22 protein-coding genes are annotated in these 21,463 nt (G+C 68.9%); 3 read left to right on the top strand and 19 right to left on the bottom strand.

The window, feature by feature from the left end; genetic code table 11:
• Positions 1-5 precede the first annotated feature (5 nt).
• Positions 6-581, bottom strand: coding sequence for a hypothetical protein (locus tag ABZ027_RS03245; RefSeq protein ID WP_356763830.1), 576 nt, complete (start codon positions 579-581; stop codon positions 6-8).
• A 150-nt stretch (positions 582-731) separates the two neighbouring features.
• On the opposite strand from ABZ027_RS03245, the gene ABZ027_RS03240 reads away from it, so the two are divergent.
• From ABZ027_RS03240 to ABZ027_RS03230, 3 genes are all read left to right on the top strand, one after another.
• Positions 732-1,943, top strand: coding sequence for a histidine kinase (locus ABZ027_RS03240; protein ID WP_356763828.1), 1,212 nt, complete (start codon positions 732-734; stop codon positions 1,941-1,943).
• Between the two features lie 85 nt (positions 1,944-2,028).
• A complete protein-coding gene (locus ABZ027_RS03235) occupies positions 2,029-2,670 on the top strand; it encodes a response regulator transcription factor (RefSeq protein ID WP_356763826.1) in 642 nt (213 codons plus the stop codon).
• 115 nt (positions 2,671-2,785) lie between these two features.
• Positions 2,786-4,609, top strand: coding sequence for a glycoside hydrolase family 18 chitinase (locus ABZ027_RS03230; protein WP_356763824.1), 1,824 nt, complete (start codon positions 2,786-2,788; stop codon positions 4,607-4,609).
• A gap of 45 nt (positions 4,610-4,654) precedes the next feature.
• On the opposite strand, the gene ABZ027_RS03225 is transcribed toward ABZ027_RS03230, so the two are convergent.
• The 18 genes from ABZ027_RS03225 to ABZ027_RS03140 all read right to left on the bottom strand — a co-directional run bounded on the left by ABZ027_RS03225 (position 4,655) and on the right by ABZ027_RS03140 (position 21,193).
• Entirely contained in the window at positions 4,655-5,101 is a 447-nt protein-coding gene (locus ABZ027_RS03225; RefSeq protein WP_356763822.1) for a DUF2550 domain-containing protein, read from the bottom strand.
• Between the two features lie 145 nt (positions 5,102-5,246).
• Complete coding sequence (locus ABZ027_RS03220) at positions 5,247-5,621, bottom strand: F0F1 ATP synthase subunit epsilon (protein WP_356763820.1); 375 nt, start codon at positions 5,619-5,621, stop codon at positions 5,247-5,249.
• Between the two features lie 132 nt (positions 5,622-5,753).
• A complete protein-coding gene (atpD, locus tag ABZ027_RS03215) occupies positions 5,754-7,190 on the bottom strand; it encodes a F0F1 ATP synthase subunit beta (protein WP_053753232.1) in 1,437 nt (478 codons plus the stop codon).
• Positions 7,190-8,107 carry a F0F1 ATP synthase subunit gamma gene (locus ABZ027_RS03210; RefSeq protein ID WP_356763818.1) on the bottom strand — a complete coding sequence of 306 codons (918 nt, stop codon included), beginning with the start codon at positions 8,105-8,107 and terminating at the stop codon, positions 7,190-7,192. Before ABZ027_RS03210 ends, atpD begins: the two co-directional genes overlap by 1 nt.
• A gap of 21 nt (positions 8,108-8,128) precedes the next feature.
• Positions 8,129-9,727: a F0F1 ATP synthase subunit alpha gene (gene atpA, locus ABZ027_RS03205; protein WP_356763816.1), complete on the bottom strand. Its 1,599-nt coding sequence runs from the start codon at positions 9,725-9,727 to the stop codon at positions 8,129-8,131.
• A gap of 124 nt (positions 9,728-9,851) precedes the next feature.
• Entirely contained in the window at positions 9,852-10,667 is an 816-nt protein-coding gene (locus tag ABZ027_RS03200; RefSeq protein WP_356763814.1) for a F0F1 ATP synthase subunit delta, read from the bottom strand.
• Positions 10,664-11,209, bottom strand: a complete 546-nt coding sequence (locus ABZ027_RS03195; protein ID WP_356763812.1) for a F0F1 ATP synthase subunit B — start codon at positions 11,207-11,209, stop codon at positions 10,664-10,666. The genes ABZ027_RS03200 and ABZ027_RS03195 overlap by 4 nt, the downstream gene beginning before the upstream one ends.
• A gap of 39 nt (positions 11,210-11,248) precedes the next feature.
• The gene (gene atpE / locus ABZ027_RS03190) at positions 11,249-11,479 is read right to left on the bottom strand and encodes an ATP synthase F0 subunit C (RefSeq protein ID WP_356763810.1); all 231 of its coding nucleotides are present in this window, start codon (positions 11,477-11,479) and stop codon (positions 11,249-11,251) included.
• Between the two features lie 78 nt (positions 11,480-11,557).
• Entirely contained in the window at positions 11,558-12,379 is an 822-nt protein-coding gene (gene atpB / locus ABZ027_RS03185; RefSeq protein WP_356763808.1) for a F0F1 ATP synthase subunit A, read from the bottom strand.
• Positions 12,380-12,604: 225 nt separating this feature from the next.
• Positions 12,605-13,018 (bottom strand): hypothetical protein, encoded by a 414-nt coding sequence (locus tag ABZ027_RS03180; protein WP_356763806.1) that lies wholly within the window; start codon positions 13,016-13,018, stop codon positions 12,605-12,607.
• Between the two features lie 289 nt (positions 13,019-13,307).
• The gene (locus ABZ027_RS03175) at positions 13,308-14,642 is read right to left on the bottom strand and encodes an MraY family glycosyltransferase (protein ID WP_356763804.1); all 1,335 of its coding nucleotides are present in this window, start codon (positions 14,640-14,642) and stop codon (positions 13,308-13,310) included.
• Positions 14,643-14,771: 129 nt separating this feature from the next.
• Positions 14,772-16,013: a serine hydroxymethyltransferase gene (glyA, locus tag ABZ027_RS03170; protein ID WP_356763802.1), complete on the bottom strand. Its 1,242-nt coding sequence runs from the start codon at positions 16,011-16,013 to the stop codon at positions 14,772-14,774.
• A 118-nt stretch (positions 16,014-16,131) separates the two neighbouring features.
• Positions 16,132-16,803, bottom strand: a complete 672-nt coding sequence (locus ABZ027_RS03165) for a protein-tyrosine-phosphatase (protein ID WP_356763800.1) — start codon at positions 16,801-16,803, stop codon at positions 16,132-16,134.
• The gene (locus ABZ027_RS03160; RefSeq protein ID WP_356763798.1) at positions 16,800-17,447 is read right to left on the bottom strand and encodes an L-threonylcarbamoyladenylate synthase; all 648 of its coding nucleotides are present in this window, start codon (positions 17,445-17,447) and stop codon (positions 16,800-16,802) included. Before ABZ027_RS03160 ends, ABZ027_RS03165 begins: the two co-directional genes overlap by 4 nt.
• Positions 17,448-17,511: 64 nt before the next feature.
• On the bottom strand, positions 17,512-18,351 hold the full coding sequence (gene prmC, locus ABZ027_RS03155; protein ID WP_356763796.1) for a peptide chain release factor N(5)-glutamine methyltransferase: 840 nt from the start codon (positions 18,349-18,351) through the stop codon (positions 17,512-17,514).
• A gap of 106 nt (positions 18,352-18,457) precedes the next feature.
• Complete coding sequence (gene prfA, locus ABZ027_RS03150) at positions 18,458-19,534, bottom strand: peptide chain release factor 1 (RefSeq protein ID WP_356763794.1); 1,077 nt, start codon at positions 19,532-19,534, stop codon at positions 18,458-18,460.
• A 106-nt stretch (positions 19,535-19,640) separates the two neighbouring features.
• A complete protein-coding gene (gene rpmE / locus ABZ027_RS03145) occupies positions 19,641-19,862 on the bottom strand; it encodes a 50S ribosomal protein L31 (protein ID WP_059301453.1) in 222 nt (73 codons plus the stop codon).
• A 197-nt stretch (positions 19,863-20,059) separates the two neighbouring features.
• Entirely contained in the window at positions 20,060-21,193 is a 1,134-nt protein-coding gene (locus tag ABZ027_RS03140; RefSeq protein ID WP_356763791.1) for an LCP family protein, read from the bottom strand.
• Positions 21,194-21,463: the final 270 nt, after the last annotated feature.

The raw sequence follows: 21,463 nt of genomic DNA, 5'->3' as shown, positions 1-21,463 counted from the left end.
CGACGCTATCGGCCCGGCGCCGACGGGCGGTGGTCCGGCTCGGGGACGTCCGGGGCCTTCTTCGGCCAGATCAGGTAGGTCAGTGCGATGAGGCCGTGGATGCCGGCGGCCCGCCAGGCGGTGGCGCGCCAGCTCTCCAGGGAGCCGGTGCGGGAGGAGTCGTCGACGTACCAGACGGCGATCTGGAGCAGGACCGTCGCGACGACGGCGGCCCCCACCGTGCCCAGCCACACCCTGCCCTCGTGCCGGGCCCGCGGCATCCCGTAGCGCGGCGGTCCGACGGGCTTCGGCGCTCCGGCCAGGCGGTGCGCGGCGTGACCGTCGAGCCACTTCACCGTGCGGTGGCCGTGACCGACCGTGTAGCCGATGTACAGCGCGGCCAGACCGTGCTTCCAGCTCGGGTCCGCCCCGTTCTTCAGGTCGACCGCGGTGGCCACCAACAGCACGACCTCCAGCAGGGGCTCGCACAGCAGCAGCGCCATGCCGGTGCGCTCCATCCGCAGCAGGTACCGGACGGCCAGACCGGCGGCCAACAGCACCCAGAAGCCGATCTCGCAGGCGACGATCAAGGCGACGATCACGGTTCGCTCCTCTCGGTCCCCTTCAGGCTCCCGCCGCGGACGGACCGGGTCGTCGTCGCCGGTGACGAACCTCCGGTACATCGAAAGATGCAGTCCGGGACCGTTCCCGGGGGCCAGGCGTCCGCCGTGCGGGCCGTGTTGGATGGAGACATGGCCTTCCGACCATCCCGCCCACCCCGCTTGCACCGGCCACACCGCTTCGATGTGTACGTGGCGGTGTCCGGGCTGCTCGGCGGGCTGTTCCTGTGGGGTATCGGCCTGGGCGTCCGGCCGGCCGACGATCCGATCGTGCTCCTCGACGGGCGCTGGGCGATCCTGCTGCCGCTCGCCGTCACCGCCGGCTGCGAGGTGCTGCGCCGGGCCGCCCCCCGTACGGCCCTGCTGGTCGGCACGGCCGCGGTGGTCGTGGACCTCGTCACCCAGGGGAGCCTGTTCACGCTCCTGATGTACACCGACCTGATGTACGCGGCCGTCCTGTACGGCACGCCCGGGTCGGCCCGCCGCATCCCCCGGATCACCGGGCTGCTCACGGTGGCCGGGGCGCTGGTGCCGTTCGCGGTGTGGCGGGTGCCCGAAGCCCTGCTGATCGGGGTGACCATCGGCCTCGTGTCGTTCGCGCCCGCCTCCACCGGGCTGATCGTCCGCAACCACCGCGACGTCGCCGAAGCGGCCCAACTGCGTGCCGAGCAGACGGCCCTGCTCGCCGAGATGGACCGCACCCAGGCGGTGGTCGCCGAACGGGCCCGGATGGCCCGGGAGTTGCACGACATGGTCGCCAACCACCTCTCCGCGATCGCCATTCACTCCACGGCCGCGCTCTCCCTGGACGACGCGAAGACCTCCCGGGAGGCGCTCGCGGTCATCCGGGAGAACAGCGTCGAGGGCCTCGCCGAGATGCGGCGCCTGATCGGGATCCTGCGCGACGGCGACGGCGAGCCCACCGCGATCCCGACACTCGACGGACTGCCCGCGCTCGTCGCCGGCGCCCGCGGCAACGGCCTCGACGTCACCCTCGACAACCCCCTCCCCGACACCACGCACGGCCAGGTCCCCGCCCCGGTCGAACTCGCCGCCTACCGCATCGTGCAGGAGTCCCTCACCAATGCCCTCAAGCACGCCTCCGCCGGCCGCGTCACGGTGAGCCTGGACCGGCCGAACGGATCGCTCACGGTCCAGGTGACCAGCCCGTACGGTGACCGGGACGGGCCGAGCGCACCCGGCTCGGGCGCCGGACTCGTCGGCATGCGGGAGCGGGCCGCCCTGCTGCACGGCACCTTCGAGGCCGGACCGGAGGACTCGGCGGACGGCAAGATCTGGGCCGTACGCGCCACCCTGCCCGTCGGGGACGCGGACCCCGCGTGACACCGTCACCGACAGACCCCGCGCGCGAGCGCCGACCAAGGCCCGGAACGAGTCGCCCGAGGCCCCGCGTGAAAGGTGAACCCGCATGATCCGTGTCCTCGTCGCCGAGGACCAGTCCGCCGTCCGCGCCGGACTCGTCCTCATCCTGCGCAGCGCCCCCGACATCGAGGTGGTGGGCGAGGCGGGAGACGGCGAGCAGGCGGTGGCGCTGGCCCGAAAGCTGCGTCCCGACCTGGTGCTGATGGACATTCAGATGCCGCGCCTCGACGGGGTGTCGGCGACCCGGCAGGTCGTCGCCGAGGAACTGGCCGACGTGCTCGTCCTGACCACCTTCGACCTCGACGAGTACGTCTTCGGAGCGCTGCGCGCCGGTGCGGCCGGGTTCCTGCTCAAGAACACGGAGGCGAAGGACCTGCTGGAGGCGGTGCGCGCGGTGGGACGCGGGGAGGGCCTGATCGCCCCGGCCGTCACCCGGCGTCTGATCGCCGAGTTCGCGGCGAAGCCGGTACGGCAGCCGGGCGCCGACCCCGCCGTCCTGGAGAGCCTCACCCGTCGCGAACGCGAGGTGCTGTCCTGTCTGGGTGAGGGGCTGTCCAACGCGGACATCGCCACCCGTCTCACGATGGCCGAGGCGACCGTGAAGACACACGTCAGCCGTCTGCTCGGGAAGCTCGAGCTGCGCAGCCGGGTACAAGCGGCGGTACTGGCGCAGGAGTTGGGGATCTGACGCCCCGTAACAGAACTGGTCCAGACCTATTGACCCGTGGTCCAGACCTTTCTATTCTCGCGGCACCGTGGGCGTGAAGGCTCAGCCACGCCCCCAATCCCCGAGGAGGCGCCGCATGCGCTTCAGACACAGAGCCGCGGCAGGGTTCGCCACCCTGCTCCTCCCCCTCGCCGGCCTGGTCGGCCTGGCAAGCCCCGCTCAAGCGGCGACGACAGCCACCGCCACCTACGCCAAGACCCAGGACTGGGGCTCCGGCTTCGAGGGCAAGTGGACGGTGAAGAACACCGGCACCACCGCCCTCAGCTCCTGGACCGTCGAGTGGGACTTCCCCTCCGGCACATCCGTCACCTCCGCCTGGGACGCCGACGTCACCTCCTCCGGCACCCACTGGACCGCCAGGAACAAGTCCTGGAACGGCTCCCTCGCCCCCGGCGCCTCCGTCTCCTTCGGCTTCAACGGCACCGGCTCCGGCTCCCCCGCCAACTGCAAACTCAACGGCGGCAGTTGCGACGGCGGCACGGTCCCCGGTGACGCGGCTCCCTCCGCCCCCGGCAAGCCGACCGCGTCCAACGTCACCAACACCTCGGTGAAGCTGGCCTGGAGCGCGGCCACCGACGACAAGGGCGTCAAGAACTACGACGTGCTGCGCGACGGTGCGAAGATCGCCACCGTGACGACCACCTCGTACACCGACACCGGTCTGACCGCAGGCACCGACTACTCCTACACCGTCCAGGCCCGCGACACCGCCGACCAGACCGGCCCGGCCAGCGCCGCGGTCGCCGTGCGCACCACCGGCGGCCCCACGGACCCGCCGCCGACCGGTGACAAGGTCAAGCTCGGCTACTTCACCGAGTGGGGCGTCTACGGCCGCAACTACCACGTCAAGAACCTGGTGACCTCGGGGTCGGCCTCCAAGATCACGCACATCAACTACGCCTTCGGCAACGTCAAGAACGGCAAGTGCGTCGTCGACGACACCTACGCCGCCTACGACAAGGCGTACACCGCCGACCAGTCCGTCAGCGGCACCGCCGACACCTGGGACCAGCCGCTGCGCGGCAACTTCAACCAGCTGCGCCAGCTGAAGGCCAAGTACCCGCACATCAAGGTGCTGTACTCGTTCGGCGGCTGGACCTACTCCGGCGGCTTCACCCAGGCCGCGGCCAATCCCGCCGCCTTCGCCGCGTCCTGCAAGTCCGTCGTGGAGGACCCGCGCTGGGCCGACGTCTTCGACGGCATCGACATCGACTGGGAGTACCCGAACGCCTGCGGTCTGACCTGTGACACCAGCGGGGCGGCCGCCTTCAAGAACCTGATGGGGGCGCTGCGTTCGGAGTTCGGCTCCAACTACCTGGTCACCGCGGCGATCACCGCCGACGGCTCCTCGGGCGGCAAGCTCGACGCGGCCGACTACGGCGGCGCCTCGGCCCATCTCAACTGGTACAACGTGATGACGTACGACTACTTCGGCGCCTTCGACGCGGACGGCCCGACCGCCCCGCACTCGCCGCTGACCTCGTACTCCGGCATCCCGGCCGCCGGCTTCAACTCCGCCGACGCGATCGCGAAGCTGAAGTCGAAGGGTGTCCCGTCATCCAAGCTGCTGCTCGGCATCGGGTTCTACGGCCGCGGCTGGACCGGCGTCACCCAGTCCACCCCGGGCGGCACGGCGACCGGCGCGGCACCCGGCACGTACGAGGCGGGCATCGAGGACTACAAGGTGCTCAAGACGTCCTGCCCGGCCACCGGCACCATCGCGGGCACGGCGTACGCCTACTGCGGCAACAACTGGTGGTCGTACGACACTCCCTCGACGATCGCCGGGAAGATGACCTGGGCCAAGAACCAGGGCCTGGGCGGCGCGTTCTTCTGGGAGTTCAGCGGGGACACCGCGGGCGGTGAACTGGTGAGCGCCATCAACAACGGGCTGTCGTAAGGAACATGCGCCTTCGACGCTCCCCCGGACAGCGCGCGGACGTGGTTACGCGACGTTCACTCGCTGTCCGGGCGGGGCCGCCTCGAGCCAGGCGAGGAAACCGGTCAACGCGTCCTCGCTCATCGCGAGTTCGAGACGCGTGCCGCGGTGCAGACAGGTGAGGATGATGGCGTCGGAGAGCAGCGCCAACTCCTCCTCGCCCTCGGGCAGACGGCGGCCGGCCACCTCGATGGCGGCACGCTCCAGGACACGGCGGGGGCGGTAGGCGTAGGAGAAGACGCGGTACCACTCGACGCGGTCGCCGTTGTAGCGGGCGACGCCGTAGCTCCAGCCCTTGCCACTGGTGTCGGACTTCTCCGGTACGTCCCAGCGCAGACTGCAGTCGAAGGTGCCGCCGGAACGCTGGATGAGCCTGCGGCGCAGGCCGAAGACGAACAGCCCGATGACCACCAGGGCCACGACCAATCCGCACACAGTCAGAGCGAGGACCATCGACACCGACCCTCCTCGTCTCCTCGGTTACGGATTTCTCGGTAACGGAATGGAAAAAACACCCACATTCGCCTCAGCCGCGACCGGTACCGGATCGCTCCGGTTCCAGCCGCGGCTGAGTGACGTCATCGCGTGACGTGGCGGGTCAGCGCGCTGTCGCCGCGCGCAGTCGTACGTCGGCGCGACGCTCGGCGGACGCGTCGCCCTCCGCCTTCGCGCGTTCCAGCTCGCGCTCGACGCGCTGGACGTCGATCTCGTCCGACAGCTCGGCGATCTCGGCCAGCAGCGACAGCTTGTTGTCGGCGAACGAGACGAAACCGCCGTGCACGGCGGCGACGACCGTTCCACCGTCACTCGTACGGATGGTCACCGGGCCCGACTCCAGCACACCGAGCAGCGGCTGGTGACCGGGCATGACGCCGATGTCGCCGGACGTGGTGCGCGCGACGACCAGGGTGGCCTCGCCGGACCAGACCTCTCGGTCGGCCGCGACCAGCGCGACGTGCAGCTCAGCAGCCAAGGTGGCTCCTCGGGTCACCACCCGGCGGTTGTGCCGGGTGTTGGTTACAAGTCTAGTGGGCGTGCAAGAGGGGGCGGGACGCGCCCGCCCCCCTCACACGAGCTCAGAGCTCAGATTCACTGAGCCCGGCGTTCAGGAGACGCCCAGCTCCTTGGCGTTGGCCTTGAGGTCCTCAATGCCACCGCACAGGAAGAACGCCTGCTCCGGGAAGTGGTCGTACTCACCGTCGATGATCGCGTTGAACGCGGTGATCGACTCGTCCAGCGGGACGTCCGACCCGTCGACGCCGGTGAACTGCTTGGCGACGTGGGTGTTCTGCGACAGGAAGCGCTCCACGCGACGGGCACGGTGGACGGTGAGCTTGTCCTCCTCGCCGAGCTCGTCGATACCGAGGATCGCGATGATGTCCTGGAGGTCCTTGTACTTCTGCAGGACCGTCTTGACGCGCATCGCGGTGTTGTAGTGGTCCGCCGCGATGTAGCGGGGGTCCAGGATGCGGGACGTGGAGTCCAGCGGGTCCACGGCCGGGTAGATGCCCTTCTCGGAGATCGGACGGGACAGAACCGTCGTCGCGTCGAGGTGGGCGAACGTGGTGGCCGGGGCCGGGTCGGTCAGGTCGTCCGCGGGGACGTAGATCGCCTGCATCGAGGTGATCGAGTGACCACGGGTCGAGGTGATGCGCTCCTGGAGGAGACCCATCTCGTCGGCCAGGTTCGGCTGGTAGCCCACCGCGGAGGGCATACGGCCGAGCAGGGTCGAGACCTCGGAACCGGCCTGCGTGAAGCGGAAGATGTTGTCGATGAAGAACAGCACGTCCTGCTTCTGCACATCGCGGAAGTACTCCGCCATGGTCAGACCGGCCAGGGCCACGCGCAGACGGGTGCCCGGGGGCTCGTCCATCTGACCGAAGACCAGGGCGGTCTTGTCGATGACGCCCGACTCCGCCATCTCCTCGATGAGGTCGTTGCCCTCACGGGTGCGCTCGCCGACACCGGCGAACACGGAGACACCGTCGTGGTTGTTGGCGACGCGGTAGATCATCTCCTGGATGAGCACCGTCTTGCCGACGCCGGCACCACCGAACAGACCGATCTTGCCGCCCTTGACGTACGGGGTCAGCAGGTCGATGACCTTGACGCCGGTCTCGAACATCTCGGTCTTCGACTCGAGCTCGTCGAAGTTCGGGGCCTTGCGGTGGATGGACCAGCGCTCACCGTCGTAGGTCTCGTCGACGTTCAGCACCTCACCGAGGGTGTTGAACACCTTGCCCTTGGTGAAGTCGCCGACCGGGACGGTGATGCCCGTGCCGGTGTCGGTGACGGGGGCCTGGCGGACCAGACCGTCGGTGGGCTGCATCGAGATCGTGCGGACCAGGCCGTCACCCAGGTGCTGGGCGACCTCCAGGGTCAGCGTCTTCTTCGCACCGGCCTCGGCCGGGTCGGAGATCTCGACGTGAAGGGCGTTGTAGATCTCCGGCATGGCGTCGACGGGGAACTCCACGTCGACGACCGGGCCGATGACCCGGGCGACGCGGCCCGTGGCAACGGCCGTCTCAACTGTCGTCGTCATTACCTGTCACTCCCCGCGTTCGCGTCGGCCAAGGCTGCGGAGCCACCGACGATCTCGCTGATTTCCTGGGTGATTTCGGCCTGGCGGGCCGCGTTGGCAAGGCGGGAGAGGGTCTCGATGAGCTCTCCGGCGTTGTCGGTCGCCGACTTCATCGCGCGCCGCGTCGCGGCGTGCTTGGAGGCGGCCGACTGGAGCAGCGCGTTGTAGATCCGGCTCTCCACATAGCGCGGCAGCAGGGCGTCGAGGACGTCCTCCGCCGACGGCTCGAAGTCGAACAGCGGAAGGATCTCGTCCTTCGTCGTGGACTCCTTAGCCACCTCGTCGAGGCTGAGCGGCAGCAACCGGTCGTCGAGCGCCGTCTGCGTCATCATCGACACGAACTCGGTGAACACGATGTGGATCTCGTCCACCCCGCCGTCCGCCGTGTCCGTCTCGATGGCCTCGATCAGCGGGGCCGCGACCTTCTTGGCGTCCGCGTACGTCGGCTCGTCGGTGAACCCGGACCACGACTCCGCGACCTTGCGCTCGCGGAAGTTGTAGTGGGCGAGGCCACGACGGCCGACGATGTACGTGTCGACCTGCTTGCCCTCACGCTCCAGGCGCTCGGTCAGCTGCTCCGCCGCCTTGATGGCGTTGGAGTTGAAGGCGCCGGCCAGACCGCGGTCGCTGGTCAGGAGCAGTACCGCGGACCGCACGACCGTCTCGGCCTGCGTGGTCAGCGGGTGCTTCGTGTTCGACCCGGTACCGACCGCCGTGACCGCGCGGGTGAGCTCGGTCGCGTACGGCGTGGAGGCCGTCACCTTGCGCTGCGCCTTGACGACGCGCGAGGCGGCGATCATCTCCATCGCCTTGGTGATCTTCTTGGTCGCGGTGACGGATCGGATGCGACGCTTGTAGACCCGGAGCTGGGCTCCCATGAGTCAGGTCCCTTCCTTACGTCACTTGGAGACGTTGACAGCCGCCGGGGCGTCCTCGCCGAGCAGCTTGCCGTCCGAGGTCTCGAACTGCTTCTTGAACTCGGCGATGGCGTCCGCGATGGCGGTGAGGGTGTCGTCCGACATCTTGCCGCCCTCCTTGATGGAGGTCATGAGGCCCTGCTCCTTGCGGTGCAGGAACTCCAGGAGCTCCTTCTCGAAGCGGCGGACGTCGGAGACCGGAACGTCGTCCATCTTGCCGGTGGTACCGGCCCACACGGAGACGACCTGGTCCTCGGTCGGCATCGGCTGGTACTGAGGCTGCTTGAGCAGCTCGACCAGGCGCTGACCTCGCTCCAGCTGCGACTTCGACGCGGCGTCCAGGTCGGAACCGAAGGCGGCGAACGCCTCCAGCTCACGGTACTGGGCGAGGTCGAGGCGGAGCCGGCCGGAGACCTGCTTCATCGCCTTGTGCTGCGCGGAACCACCGACTCGGGAGACGGAGATACCGACGTTCAGCGCGGGGCGCTGACCGGCGTTGAACAGGTCCGACTCCAGGAAGCACTGGCCGTCGGTGATGGAGATGACGTTGGTCGGGATGAACGCCGACACGTCGTTCGCCTTGGTCTCGACGATCGGCAGACCGGTCATCGAGCCGGCGCCCAGGTCGTCGGAGAGCTTCGCGCAGCGCTCCAGCAGACGGGAGTGCAGGTAGAAGACGTCGCCCGGGTAGGCCTCGCGGCCCGGCGGGCGGCGCAGCAGCAGCGACACGGCGCGGTAGGCGTCGGCCTGCTTGGAGAGGTCGTCGAAGATGATGAGGACGTGCTTGCCCTCGTACATCCACTGCTGACCGATGGCCGAACCGGTGTACGGCGCCAGGTACTTGAAGCCGGCCGGGTCGGACGCCGGGGCGGCGACGATGGTCGTGTACTCCAGCGCGCCGGCCTCTTCGAGGGCGCCACGCACGGAGGCGATGGTCGAGCCCTTCTGGCCGATGGCGACGTAGACGCAGCGGACCTGCTTCTTCGGGTCGCCCGAGCGCCAGTTGTCGCGCTGGTTGATGATCGTGTCGACGGCCAGGGCGGTCTTGCCGGTCTGGCGGTCACCGATGATCAGCTGACGCTGACCGCGGCCGACCGGGGTCATCGCGTCGACGGCCTTGTAGCCGGTCTCCATCGGCTCGTGCACCGACTTACGGGCCATGACGCCGGGAGCCTGCAGCTCCAGGGCACGGCGGCCGGACGTCTCGATCTCGCCGAGGCCGTCGATCGGGTTGCCGAGCGGGTCGACGACGCGGCCGAGGTAGCCCTCGCCGACAGCCACGGAGAGCACCTCACCGGTACGGGTGACCGGCTGGCCCTCCTCGATGCCGTTGAACTCTCCGAGGACGACGCAACCGATCTCGCGCTCTTCCAGGTTGAGCGCGAGGCCGAGGGTGCCGTCCTCGAACTTCAGCAGTTCGTTGGCCATGGCCGAGGGCAGACCCTCCACCTTCGCGATGCCGTCGCCGGCAAGCGTGACCGTACCGACCTCATCGCGCGAGGCCGCGTCCGGCTTGTACGACTGGACGAAGTTCTCCAGCGCGTCCCGGATCTCCTCCGGCCGGATCGTGAGCTCCGCCATCTGGGTTCCCTGCTCTCCTTGTTGGGCCCGAAGTTTCACTTTGGGGGTCTGGGGGCGACCCCCAGGATTCTTCTGCACGACCCAACTGGGCCGTCATCACGTACGTACTGCTATTAAGTTGCGGTCAGCTCGCCAGCCGGCGGGCGGCGTCCTCGATGCGGTCCGCGATGGAACCGTTGATGACCTCGTCGCCGACCTGCACCCGGATTCCGCCGAGGACCTCGGGGTCCACGTCCAGGTTGAGGTGCATCGTGCGGCCGTAGAGCTTCGCGAGGGCAGCACCGAGGCGCTGCTTCTGCGGGTCGCTCAGCGGAACCGCCGAGGTGACGACGGCCACCATGCGGTCCCGGCGGTCGGCTGCCAGCTTGGACAGGGACTCCAGTCCCGCTTCCAGGCTACGTCCCCGCGGCGCGGCGACAAGGCGCGTCACCAGACGCTCGGTGGCCGGGGCCGCCCTGCCGCCGAGGAGGCTGCGCAGCAGCTCGCTCTTGGCCGAGGTGGTGGCCTTGCGGTTGGTCAGCGCGGCACGCAGCTCGGTGTTCGAGGTGACGATCCGGCCGAACCGGAACAGCTCGTCCTCGACGCTGTCGAGCGTGCCCGCCTTCTGGGCCGCGGTGAGGTCGGCGAGGTTCGCCAGCTCCTCCAGGGCGTCCACCAGGTCGCGCGACTGCGACCAGCGGGAACGCACCAGGCCGGACACCAGGTCGACGGTCGAGCCGCTGACCTGGGATCCGAGCAGTCGCTGGGCCAGCTCGGCCTTGGCCTCACCGGACTGCGCCGGGTCGGTCAGGACCCGACGCAACGACACCTCGCGGTCGAGCAGCGCGGTGACGGCGGCCAGCTCGTCGGCGAGCGAGCCGGCGTCCACGGACGTGGAGTCCGTCAGCGCGTCGAGTCGCTCACGTGCGGCTGCCAGGGCGTCGCGGCTCGCTCCGTTCATCGCGCGGCCTCGGCCTTCTCCTCGAGCTCGCCGAGGAAGCGGTCGATGACGCGGCTCTGCCGGGCGTGGTCGTCGAGGGACTCGCCGACGAGCTTGCCGGCCAGGTCGGTGGCGAGCTTGCCGACGTCCTGGCGCAGCGCGGACGAGGCGGCCTTGCGGTCGGCCTCGATCTGGGCGTGACCGGCGGCGACGATCTCCTCACGCTGCCGCTGGCCTTCCGCGCGCATCTCCGCGATGAGCGTGGCGCCCTGCTCCTGCGCCTCCTGGCGCAGCCGCGCGGCCTCGTGACGGGCCTCAGCGAGCTGGGCCTTGTACTGCTCGAGGACGCTCTGGGCCTCGGTCTGCGCGGCCTCGGCCTTCTCGATACCGCCCTCGATGGCCTCGCGACGCTCTTCCAGAACCTTGTTGATGTTCGGGAGGAGCTTCTTGGCGAGGAAGCCGAAGACGATGACGAAGGCGATCAGGCCGATGACGAGCTCGGGGATCGGCGGGACGAGGGGATTCTCCATCTCCTCGGCCGCGATCGTGAGCAGCGGGCTCATGTGTATGCCTTTCGTCTAGTCGGCTGGTCCGGCAGCGGTTTACTTGTAGCCGTAGACGAAGGGCATGACCAGACCGATCAGGGCCAGCGCCTCACAGAAGGCGAAGCCGAGGATCTGGTTGGCACGGATCAGGCCGGCGGCCTCGGGCTGACGGGCCAGAGCCTGGGTGCCGTTACCGAAGATGATGCCGACGCCGACGCCGGGGCCGATGGCAGCAAGGCCGTAACCGATGGAGCCGAGCGAGCCGGTGACAGCGGCAAGGTTAGACATGCCAGTTCTTCCTTTTCTTTACGGACCCGGTGGGGTTGGCCACCGGACGACTTGTAGGGGGTCCTCAGGGGCGGCGGCTCAGTGGTGCTCGGCCAGCGCGCCCTGGATGTAGGTGCAGGTCAGCAGCACGAACACGTACGCCTGCAGCGCCTGGATGAACAGCTCGAAGGCAGTCATCACGATGGTCATGATGAACGAGACACCCGCGTAGGCGATACCGATGCCGTTCAGCAGGTACCAGCTGGCGAGCGTGAAGAGCAGCAGCAGGGTGTGACCGGCGAACATGTTCGCGAAGAGTCGCACGGCGTGGGTGAACGGGCGGACCAGGATGTTCGAGAAGAACTCGATCAACATCGCCAGCGGAAGCACCGGGCCCAGCGACTTGTCGTAGCCCGTCACGTTCTTGAAGAAGCCGACGAAGCCGTGCCGCTTGAAAGTCAGCGACACCCACAGGATGTAGACGATGGCCGCGAGTCCCGCCGGGTAGGCGATGATCGATGTGACCGGGAACTGAGCGAGCGGGACGATCGCCCACAGGTTCAGCATCCAGACGAAGAAGAAGAGGGAGACGATGAACGGTACGTACTTCTCACCCTCCTTCTTGCCGATGGTCTCGTAGACGACTCCGCGGCGGACGAAGTCGTAGCCCGCCTCGGCCACCATCTGGAGCTTGCCGGGGACGACCTGCGGCTTACGGAAGGCGGCCCAGAAGAAGCCGACGATGATGATCGACCCGAGGAGCGCCAGCAGCATCGTCTTGTTGAAGTACACGTTGCTGTCCGCGTCGCCCACGAGGGGCTCGAACAGGAACGAGTGCAGGCCGGGAGAGGGGAAGCCACAACCTTCGAAGATGTGGCAATCGGTCTCGAAGGCGAGCACCTGCGTCGGGTCAGCACTCACCGCGGGCTCCTTCAGCGTGACGCATAGGTACGGCAACCTCGTTGTGTCGGCGCGGCATGCAGCCGCGGTTCGGCACGGGACTGGTGTTTCGGATGTGGGGGCGGCTCTTGGGCATCTCGCCTCGCGATTGAACAGGCGTCAGCTCAGATGCCCGCGCCCGCGATGCCGCAGTTGGCACCGGACGATAGCAGGAGATCTCGTGCGCCTTTATTCCGGCCCTACCCCTCACGACGAGTGCCCCGATTTTTCGGGTTCGACGTAGAGAATCTTGGACTTCATGTGCGCACGGGTCTGCGCGGCGATCCAGGCGAGGGTGCCGGCGACCAGCGTGAACGCGAAGGCCCTGGGGTGGAAGAGCGTGGTGTTCTTGAACGCGGCCAGGAAGACGAACAGCAGCAGGATCTGGGTCGCGTACAGCATGAGGCCCATCGCCTGGAAGAGGTGCGGAAGCGATTTGGCAGTGCGCTGCAGAATGTAAAGGCCCAGCCCCATGAAGAGGATCACGACCAGCGTCGCGACGACGGCTCCGACCGCTCCCTTGCCACCGGCGACCACACCACTGACGACGGCGGCGAGCGCGCCGGCGACAGCTGTGGGCACAGCGGCCTGGAGGAGGATCCGGACGTCGTTGGACGGCATGGCGGCAACTCCGCTTTCGCAGGGGGGCAGGGGTGTCGTCATGGACGAGCGTAGTCCCCGGGTCGAGTGTCGAGATCTCGCACCAATGAACCGTCGCACTGCGGTCCTTTGGTTCTATCCGGGTTCTCGTGAACCGTATCACAAACTATTTGATGCGGTCTTTACCAAGTGGGTGTGCTCGCTGTCACACATGAGAGTGACAGTGCGCGTCTGTGCAAGATCCGGGGTGTCTTGTCTGGTATTGGGCGGCTTTGCTTCCCCACGAGTTGGCAATGCTCTAGTCAGATTCTTACCTTGTGACGTCAGCGCGAGGTGCTGGCCTTCGCCCGTCCAGGACGTGTGAACGAGCGCCGAGGGCGGTCGCCCCGTTGACACCCGCCACTCCCGCGACCACGGGGGTACGGCTCTTCTCGTCCTCCAGCAGGGCCGCGGGCACCAGATCCTCCACGGCCTGCCGCCGACGGCGGTAGCGCGGCGGCAGGAGGTGCTCGGCCCAGCGCGGGGCGCGTGGCGTGAAGCGCGGCAGAAGGAGCAGGAGGAGTCCGATCGCGCTGAGGAACACGACGCCGAGCACGATCCACATGGACGCGGAGTTCACCGAGTAGGCCAGCGCGCCGAAGGCGATCAGCGCCGACCAGAAGTACATGATCAGCACCGCGCGGCTGTGCGAGTGGCCGACCTCCAGCAGGCGGTGGTGCAGGTGCCCGCGGTCCGCCGCGAACGGCGACTGGCCGCGCCAGGTGCGGCGCACGATGGCCAGGATCAGGTCGGCGGCCGGGATCGCGATGATCGTGAGCGGCAGCAGCAGCGGGATGTACACCGGGACCGTCTGGTGCACGGCCGCCTGCTCGGAACCGGCGAACAGCTTCAGCGCGTCCGGGTCGACCTGCCCGGTGATGGAGATGGCGCCGGCGGCCAGCACCAGGCCGATGAGCATCGAACCGGAGTCGCCCATGAAGATCCGCGCGGGGTGCATGTTGTGCGGCAGGAAGCCCAGGCACATGCCCATCAGGACCGCCGAGAACAGCGTGGCCGGGGCGGCGGCCTCGATGCCGTACGACACCCAGACGCGGTAGGCGTACAGGAAGAACGCGGCCGACGCGATGCACACCATGCCGGCGGCGAGGCCGTCGAGGCCGTCCACGAAGTTCACCGCGTTGATGGTGATGACGACGAGCGCGACCGTCAGCAGGGTGCCCTGCCACTGGGTCAGCGCCACCGAACCGACACCCGGGACGGGCAGCCACAGGATGGTCAGACCCTGCATGACCATCACGCCGGCGGCGATCATCTGGCCGCCCAGCTTGATCAGGGCGTCGATCTCGAACTTGTCGTCCAGGACACCGATCAGCCAGATCAGGGCCGCCCCGGAGAGCAGGGCCCGGGGCTCGTTGGACTTGGAGAAGACCTCGTTGAGGTTGGCGAGGTGGTCGGCGACCAGCAGCCCCGCGCACAGACCGAAGAACATGGCGATCCCGCCGAGCCGCGGAGTTGGCTCCCGGTGCACGTCACGTGCCCGGATCTCCGGCATCGCTCCGGCGACGATCGCGAACTTCCGTACCGGCCCTGTCAGCAGATACGTCACCGCGGCCGTCACGCAGAGCGTCAGCAGGTATTCACGCACGGGCTTCCCCACAGGTCTCGCTGGCCATCTCAGCCCCACACACTAGCGATGCGCGCATACCGTTGGGGACTTTCGGGTAGCGACGATGGTTGCACGTGTGGCTGTGTACGGATGTGCGCCTACCCACGCTCAGCCGGGATAGGGGGGAAATCCGCCGACCAGCTCCCGTACTTCTTCACGAGCCCGCTGGGCCTCGGTCACGCCTCTGAGCACCTGCCCGAACAGCAACGCGATCCGTGCCATCTCCAGCTCCCCCATGCCCTGCGTGGTCACGGCGGCCGTGCCCAGGCGCAGTCCACGGGCGTCGCCGTGCGGCAGCGCACAGCAGTCGAGCACCACGCCGGCGGCGGCGAGACGGCCGCGGGCGGTGCGTCCGTCGACGCCCAGCGGCGCCGGGTCGGCCGTCACCAGATGGGTGTCGGTCCCGCCGGTGGTGACCACGAGACCCTCGGCGGCCAGCCCGGCGGCCAGTACCCGCGCGTTGGCGACCACCTGGTGGGCGTACGCCGAGAAGGCCGGCGTCGCCGCCTCGCCGAACGCGACGGCCTTGGCGGCGATGGTGTGCATCTGGGCGCCGCCCTGGGTGAAGGGGAAGACCGCCCGGTCCACTCGCTCCGCCAGTTCGGCCCCGCACAGGATCATGCCGCCGCGCGGACCGCGCAGCACCTTGTGGGTGGTGGCGCACACCACGTCGGCGTACGGCACCGGACTGGGCGCCGCTCCCCCGGCGACGAGCCCGATGGGGTGGGCGGCGTCGGCGATCAGATAGGCGCCCACCTCGTCGGCGACCTCACGGAAGAAGGGGTAGTCGAGGTGCCGGGGATAGGCGATGGACCCGCACACGATCGCCTTGGGCCGGTGCAGGCGGGCCAGCGTGCGTACCTGCTCGTGATCGATCAGCCCGCTCTCCGCGTCCACCCCGTACCCGACGAAGTCGAACCAGCGGCCGGAGAAGTTGGCGGGCGAACCGTGCGTGAGGTGACCGCCGTAGGGCAGCCCGAGGGCGAGGACGGTGTCCCCGGGTCGCAGCAGCGCGGCGTACGCGGCCAGCACGGCCGACGACCCCGAATGCGACTGCACGTTGGCGTGCTCGGCCCCGAACAGTGCCTTCGCCCGCTCCACGGCGATCCGCTCGGCGACGTCCACGATCTCGCAGCCGCCATGGTGCCGGGACCCCGGATACCCCTCCGCGTACTTGTTCGCCAGAGGTGAGCCGAGGGCCGCCAGCACTGCCGGCGAGGTGAAGTTCTCGGCGGCGACGAGCTGCAACGTCGTCGCCTGCCGGTCCGCCTCCCCGAGCAGGATCTCGGCCAGCTCGGGGTCCTGCCGCCGCAGGACTTCGACGGTCTCTGGGGCATGGGTGACCGGCATGGTGGACTCCGGGCGTCGACGATGGCGTACGTCCAATGTAGGCCCGGGGCGGGTGGGGTGCTCGGCTGTTACGCCTTCGCGGGGACGCCGGTGGGGACGGTGACCACCGGCCGGCACGTCACATGCGCGCGGGCAGCCCGGTCAGCGCCGTCACCACCGGATCCAGCGCCTGGTGTATCTCGTCCCCGATCGAGCGGAAGAAGGGCAGCGGGGCTCCGTACGGGTCGTAGACCTCGTCCGCCTCCGCCGTCGGGGCCAGCAGCCACCCGCGGAGCGCCGCGGCCGCGCGGACCAGGGCGCGGGCGCGGGCCACCATGCCGTGCTCCAGGGGCGGCAGGGTCGCCGGGTCTATCGCCTTCACCAGGCGGGTGAACTCCTTCAGGGTGAAGGTGCGCAGGCCCGCCGAGTGGCCCATGGAGATGACCTGGGCGCGGTGGTCGCGGGTCGCGGTCAGGACCAGGTCGGCCATGATGACGTGCTCGTCGAGCAGTTCCCGGCCGGTGAAGCCGGAGGCGTCGGCGCCGAAGTCGGCGAGGACCGCCTCCGCGTTGGCCTCCATGGGCGCGCCCTCATGGCCCCAGGTGCCCGCGCTCTCCACGATCAGCCCGCCCCACAGGGGGTCGCCGAGCCGGTCCGCCAGGGCATGACGGGTCAACCGCTCGGTGATCGGCGAGCGGCACACGTTGCCGGTGCTGACGTGGAGGATGCGGAAGCTGTCACGCGGTAGCCCTGTGAAGGTCCGCGTCTCTTCCCCGTCCCATATGCCACGCCCCGCGTCAGGGGCCGTCAATTCGCCACCTCGAGGTCGGGTACGACCTTCCTGAGCTCGTCCGCGGAGATCGCGCCCGCGCGCAGCAGCAGGGGCACCTCGCGGGTGACGTCGACGATCGAGGACGGCACGTTGCCCGGGGTCGGGCCGCCGTCCAGGTACACGGAGACCGAGTCGCCGAGCATCTCCTGGGCCGCGTCGCAGTCCTCCGGCGCGGGGTGGCCCGTCAGGTTCGCCGAGGAGACCGCCATGGGGCCGAACTCGGTCAGCAGCTCGATGGCGACCGGGTGCAGCGGCATGCGTACGGCGACCGTGCCGCGGGTGTCCCCGAGGTCCCACTGGAGGGACGGCTGGTGCCTGGCGACCAGCGTGAGCGCGCCCGGCCAGAACGCGTCGACCAGCTCCCAGGCCAGCTCGGAGAAGTCGGTGACCAGGCCGTGCAGGGTGTTCGGGGAGCCGATGAGGACAGGGGTGGGCATGTTGCGGCCGCGGCCCTTGGCCTCCAGCAGGTCGTGCACCGCTTCCGAGGAGAACGCGTCGGCGCCGATGCCGTACACCGTGTCGGTCGGCAGCACCACGAGCTCGCCACGGCGGACGGCGGACGCGGCTTCGCGCAGACCGGTCGTGCGGTCGGTCGCGTCGTTGGTGTCGTATCGCCGAGCCATGTCTAGCGGGCCTCCTCGTACACGAAGTACACGTTCAGCTGCGGGTCGAGAGTCTGCGGGGTGCTCACGGCATCGCCCGGCGGGCGGTCGCGAAGCGCGGGCGGTTGTTGAGGTCGGGGTGGTCGGCCGCGTCGGCCCAGCCCCGTTCCTCGGTGAAGATCCACGGCACCTGGCCGCCCTGGGTGTCGGCGTGCTCGATGACGACGACCCCGCCGGGACGCAGCAGCCGGTGCGCGGTGCGCTCGATGCCGCGGATCAGTTCGAGGCCGTCCTCCCCCGAGAACAGAGCGAGTTCGGGGTCGTAGTCCCGCGCCTCGGGAGCGACGTACTCCCATTCGGTGAGCGGGATGTACGGCGGGTTGGAGATGACCAGGTCGACCTGGCCGTCGAGGTCCGGGAAGGCGTCCAGGGCGTTGCCCTGACGCAGGTCCACCCTGGACCCCTCCACGTTCTTGCGCGTCCACCGCAGGGCGTCCTCGGACAGCTCCACGGCGTGCACCCGGGAGCGCGGGACCTCCTGGGCGAGGGCCAGCGCGATGGCGCCGGAGCCGGTGCACAGGTCGACGATCAGCGGCTCGACGACGTCCATCGCGCGGACGGCGTCTATGGCCCACCCGACGACCGACTCGGTCTCCGGACGCGGGACGAACACCCCGGGCCCGACCTGGAGTTCCAGGTAGCGGAAGAAGGCCCGTCCGGTGATGTGCTGCAGCGGCTCGCGCTGTTCACGCCGGGCGATGACCTCCCAGTAGCGGGCGTCGAAGTCGGGGTCCTTCACGGTGTGCAGCTCGCCCCGCTTCACGCCGTGCACGAACGCGGCGAGCTCCTCCGCGTCGTTGCGCGGCGAGGGCACGCCGGCGTCGGCCAGCCGCTGGGTGGCCTGGGCTACCTCAGCGAGCAGCACGCCTCGGGGGTTGGGGGGCCGCCCCCCAAATGATTGCTGCACGCAGGTCCTCCGTGTCGTACTCGTGCGTGGGTACGTCCTTACGCGTTTATACGTCCTTACGCGCTCACGCGGCCGCCAGCTTCGCCGCCGAGTCCGCGTCGACGCAGGCCTGGATCACCGCGTCGAGGTCGCCGTCCAGGACCTGGTCCAGGTTGTACGACTTGAAGCCCACGCGGTGGTCCGAGATGCGGTTCTCCGGGAAGTTGTACGTGCGGATCTTCTCGGAGCGGTCGACGGTGCGGACCTGGCTGCGGCGGGCGTCGGCGGCCTCCCTCTCCGCCTCCTCCTGCGCCGCCGCCAGCAGCCTGGAGCGCAGGATACGCATCGCCTGCTCCTTGTTCTGCAGCTGGCTCTTCTCGTTCTGGCAGGAGGCGACGACTCCGGTGGGAAGGTGCGTGATGCGCACCGCGGAGTCGGTGGTGTTGACCGACTGGCCGCCGGGTCCGGAGGAGCGGTAGACGTCGATGCGGAGGTCGTTCGCGTTGATCTCGACATCGACCTCCTCCGCCTCGGGCGTGACGAGGACACCGGCCGCGGAGGTGTGGATACGGCCCTGGGACTCGGTCGCGGGCACGCGCTGCACGCGGTGCACCCCGCCCTCGTACTTCAGGCGGGCCCAGACGCCCTGGCCGGGCTCGGTGGCACCCTGGCCGCCCTTGGTCTTCACGGCGACCTGGACGTCCTTGTAGCCGCCCAGCTCGGACTCGGTGGCGTCGATGATCTCGGTCTTCCAGCCGATCCGCTCGGCGTAGCGCAGGTACATCCGCAGCAGGTCACCGGCGAACAGGGCGGACTCGTCGCCGCCCGCGCCCGCCTTGATCTCGAGGATGACGTCCTTGTCGTCGCTGGGGTCACGCGGGACGAGGAGAAGGCGCAGCTTCTCGGTCAGCTCCTCGCGCTGCTTCTCCAGCTCCTTGACCTCGGCGGCGAAGTCGGGGTCGTCGGCGGCGAACTCGCGCGCGGTCTCCATGTCGTCGCCGGCCTGCTTCCAGGAGCGGTACGTGGCGACGATCGGGGTGAGCTCGGCGTAACGCTTGTTCAGCTTGCGCGCGTTGGCCTGGTCGGAGTGGACCGACGGGTCGGCGAGCTTCGTCTCCAGGTCGGCGTGCTCGGCGACGAGTTCCTCGACGGCCTCGAACATCTTGGGCTCCTGATACGGCGATGAGGGGGAAGGCGGGCGACCAAAAACGCCGGTCCCGGTGCGCCCGGAGAAGGGGCGCGACCGTGGACCGGCGGATTGGGGCTCGCTACTTCTTGGAGCCGGCGGCCTTGCCGAAGCGGGCCTCGAAGCGGGCCACGCGGCCACCGGTGTCGAGGATCTTCTGCTTGCCCGTGTAGAACGGGTGGCACTCGGAGCAGACTTCGGCGCGGATGGTGCCGCTCTGGATCGTGCTACGGGTGGTGAACGACGCGCCACAGGTGCAGCTGACCTGCGTCTCGACGTACTCGGGGTGGATGTCGCGCTTCAAGGTGTCTCCTAGTTTCGGGAGGGTTCCGGGTCGCAGCCGCACGATGCGGAAGCGTGAACCGGGACCGACGTACCAGTCTGCCAGGACTGGGCGCATCCCCCAAAACCGGGGGACGCGTCGTTCTATTCCCCGGGCTCCGTGGGGGCCGTACGACCGGCCGTCGCCGACTGCCGACGGTCACGGTCGGTTGCCGCCGACTACGGCGAGGTCACGACACCGGCGGCGTCGCCCTTGGCGTTGCCCTCGGTGGCCGACTTGGGGATCGCCCGGTCGTTCTCCAGGGCGGTCCACACCTGCTTGGCCTTGCTCTTCTGGACGATCACGCGGTTCATGTTCGCCGGGTCGTACTGGACCGGCATCGTGACCATCTTCATGTCCGAGGAGCTGATGCCCTTGAGGCCGTCGGCGAACGACATGAGCGAGTTGACGGAGCCGAGGTCGGAGTCGGTCGTCACGGCCTTGGTCGCGGTGTTGGCGAGGTTGTACAGGTTCTTGGGGTTGCCGAACAGGTCGACGTGCTTGACCTGGTTGATCAGCGCCTTGATGAAGGCCTGCTGGAGCTGGATGCGGCCGAGGTCGGAGCCGTCGCCGACGCCGTGCCGGGTGCGGACCAGGCCGAGGGCCTGCTCGCCGTCGAGCTGGTGCGTGCCGGCCTTCAGGTCGAGGTGGCTGTCGGGGTCCTTGATGGCCTTGGTGGTGGTGACCTCGACACCGCCGAGCTCGTCGATGAGCTTCTGGAAGCCGCTGAAGTCGACCTCCAGGTAGTGGTCCATGCGGATGCCGCTGAGGGACTCGACGGTCTTGACCGCGCAGGCCGCTCCGCCGGTGGTGTACGCGGAGTTGAACATCACGCCGGACGCGGCGTCGTGCTCGATGCCCTTGGCGTCGGTGCACTCGGGGCGCTTGATGATGGTGTCGCGCGGTATGGACACCACGCTGGCCTTCTTGTGGCCCTGGTAGACGTGCACGACCATCGCGGTGTCGGAGCGTGCGCTGCCGTCGTCGGTGCCGCCGCCGAGCTTCTTGTTGCTCCCAGAACGGGTGTCCGAGCCGAGGACCAGGATGTTCTCGGAGCCGTTGTCGACCTTGGTGGGCCGGTCGGTGCCGAGGACGGAGTCGATGTCGACGCTCTTGATGTTGCCGTTGAGCTTGAAGTACAGATAGCCGGCTCCGGTGCCGCCCAGGACGACGACGCCCGCCGCCATCCAGGCCATGATCAGGACACCCTTGCGTTTCGCACGGGGTTTACGGCGGCTGCCCTTGGCTCGGTGGCGGCCTGTGCTTCCGGGCTCTCCGGGTATGCCGGGCTCCGGTGTGCTCTCGGCGGACATGCGCTCCTCGAATCTGGTCCGGTCGGTTACCCCCTGCGTTCAGGGTCAGATGCGGTCCGGGTGGGCCCCTACCGCACCATCGTCGCTCCGCCTGGTCAGACGGCGGAACTCGGGAAAGGGTTGCACAACGCACCGTGACCGCCCTGTGGGCAGGCAGCCACAACACGTAACGGATTCTTCCGGCCAAACACCGTTCACCTGCGGTTTCAGCCACATATGCGGTACGGCGGGAAATCGCCGCCCGCGAAGATCCTTGTGGCCAAGGTCTCG

The sequence above is a fragment of the Streptomyces sp. NPDC006332 genome (assembly GCF_040612855.1).
GTDB lineage: Bacteria > Actinomycetota > Actinomycetes > Streptomycetales > Streptomycetaceae > Streptomyces.
This window is presented reverse-complemented; position numbering and strand designations above follow the sequence as displayed.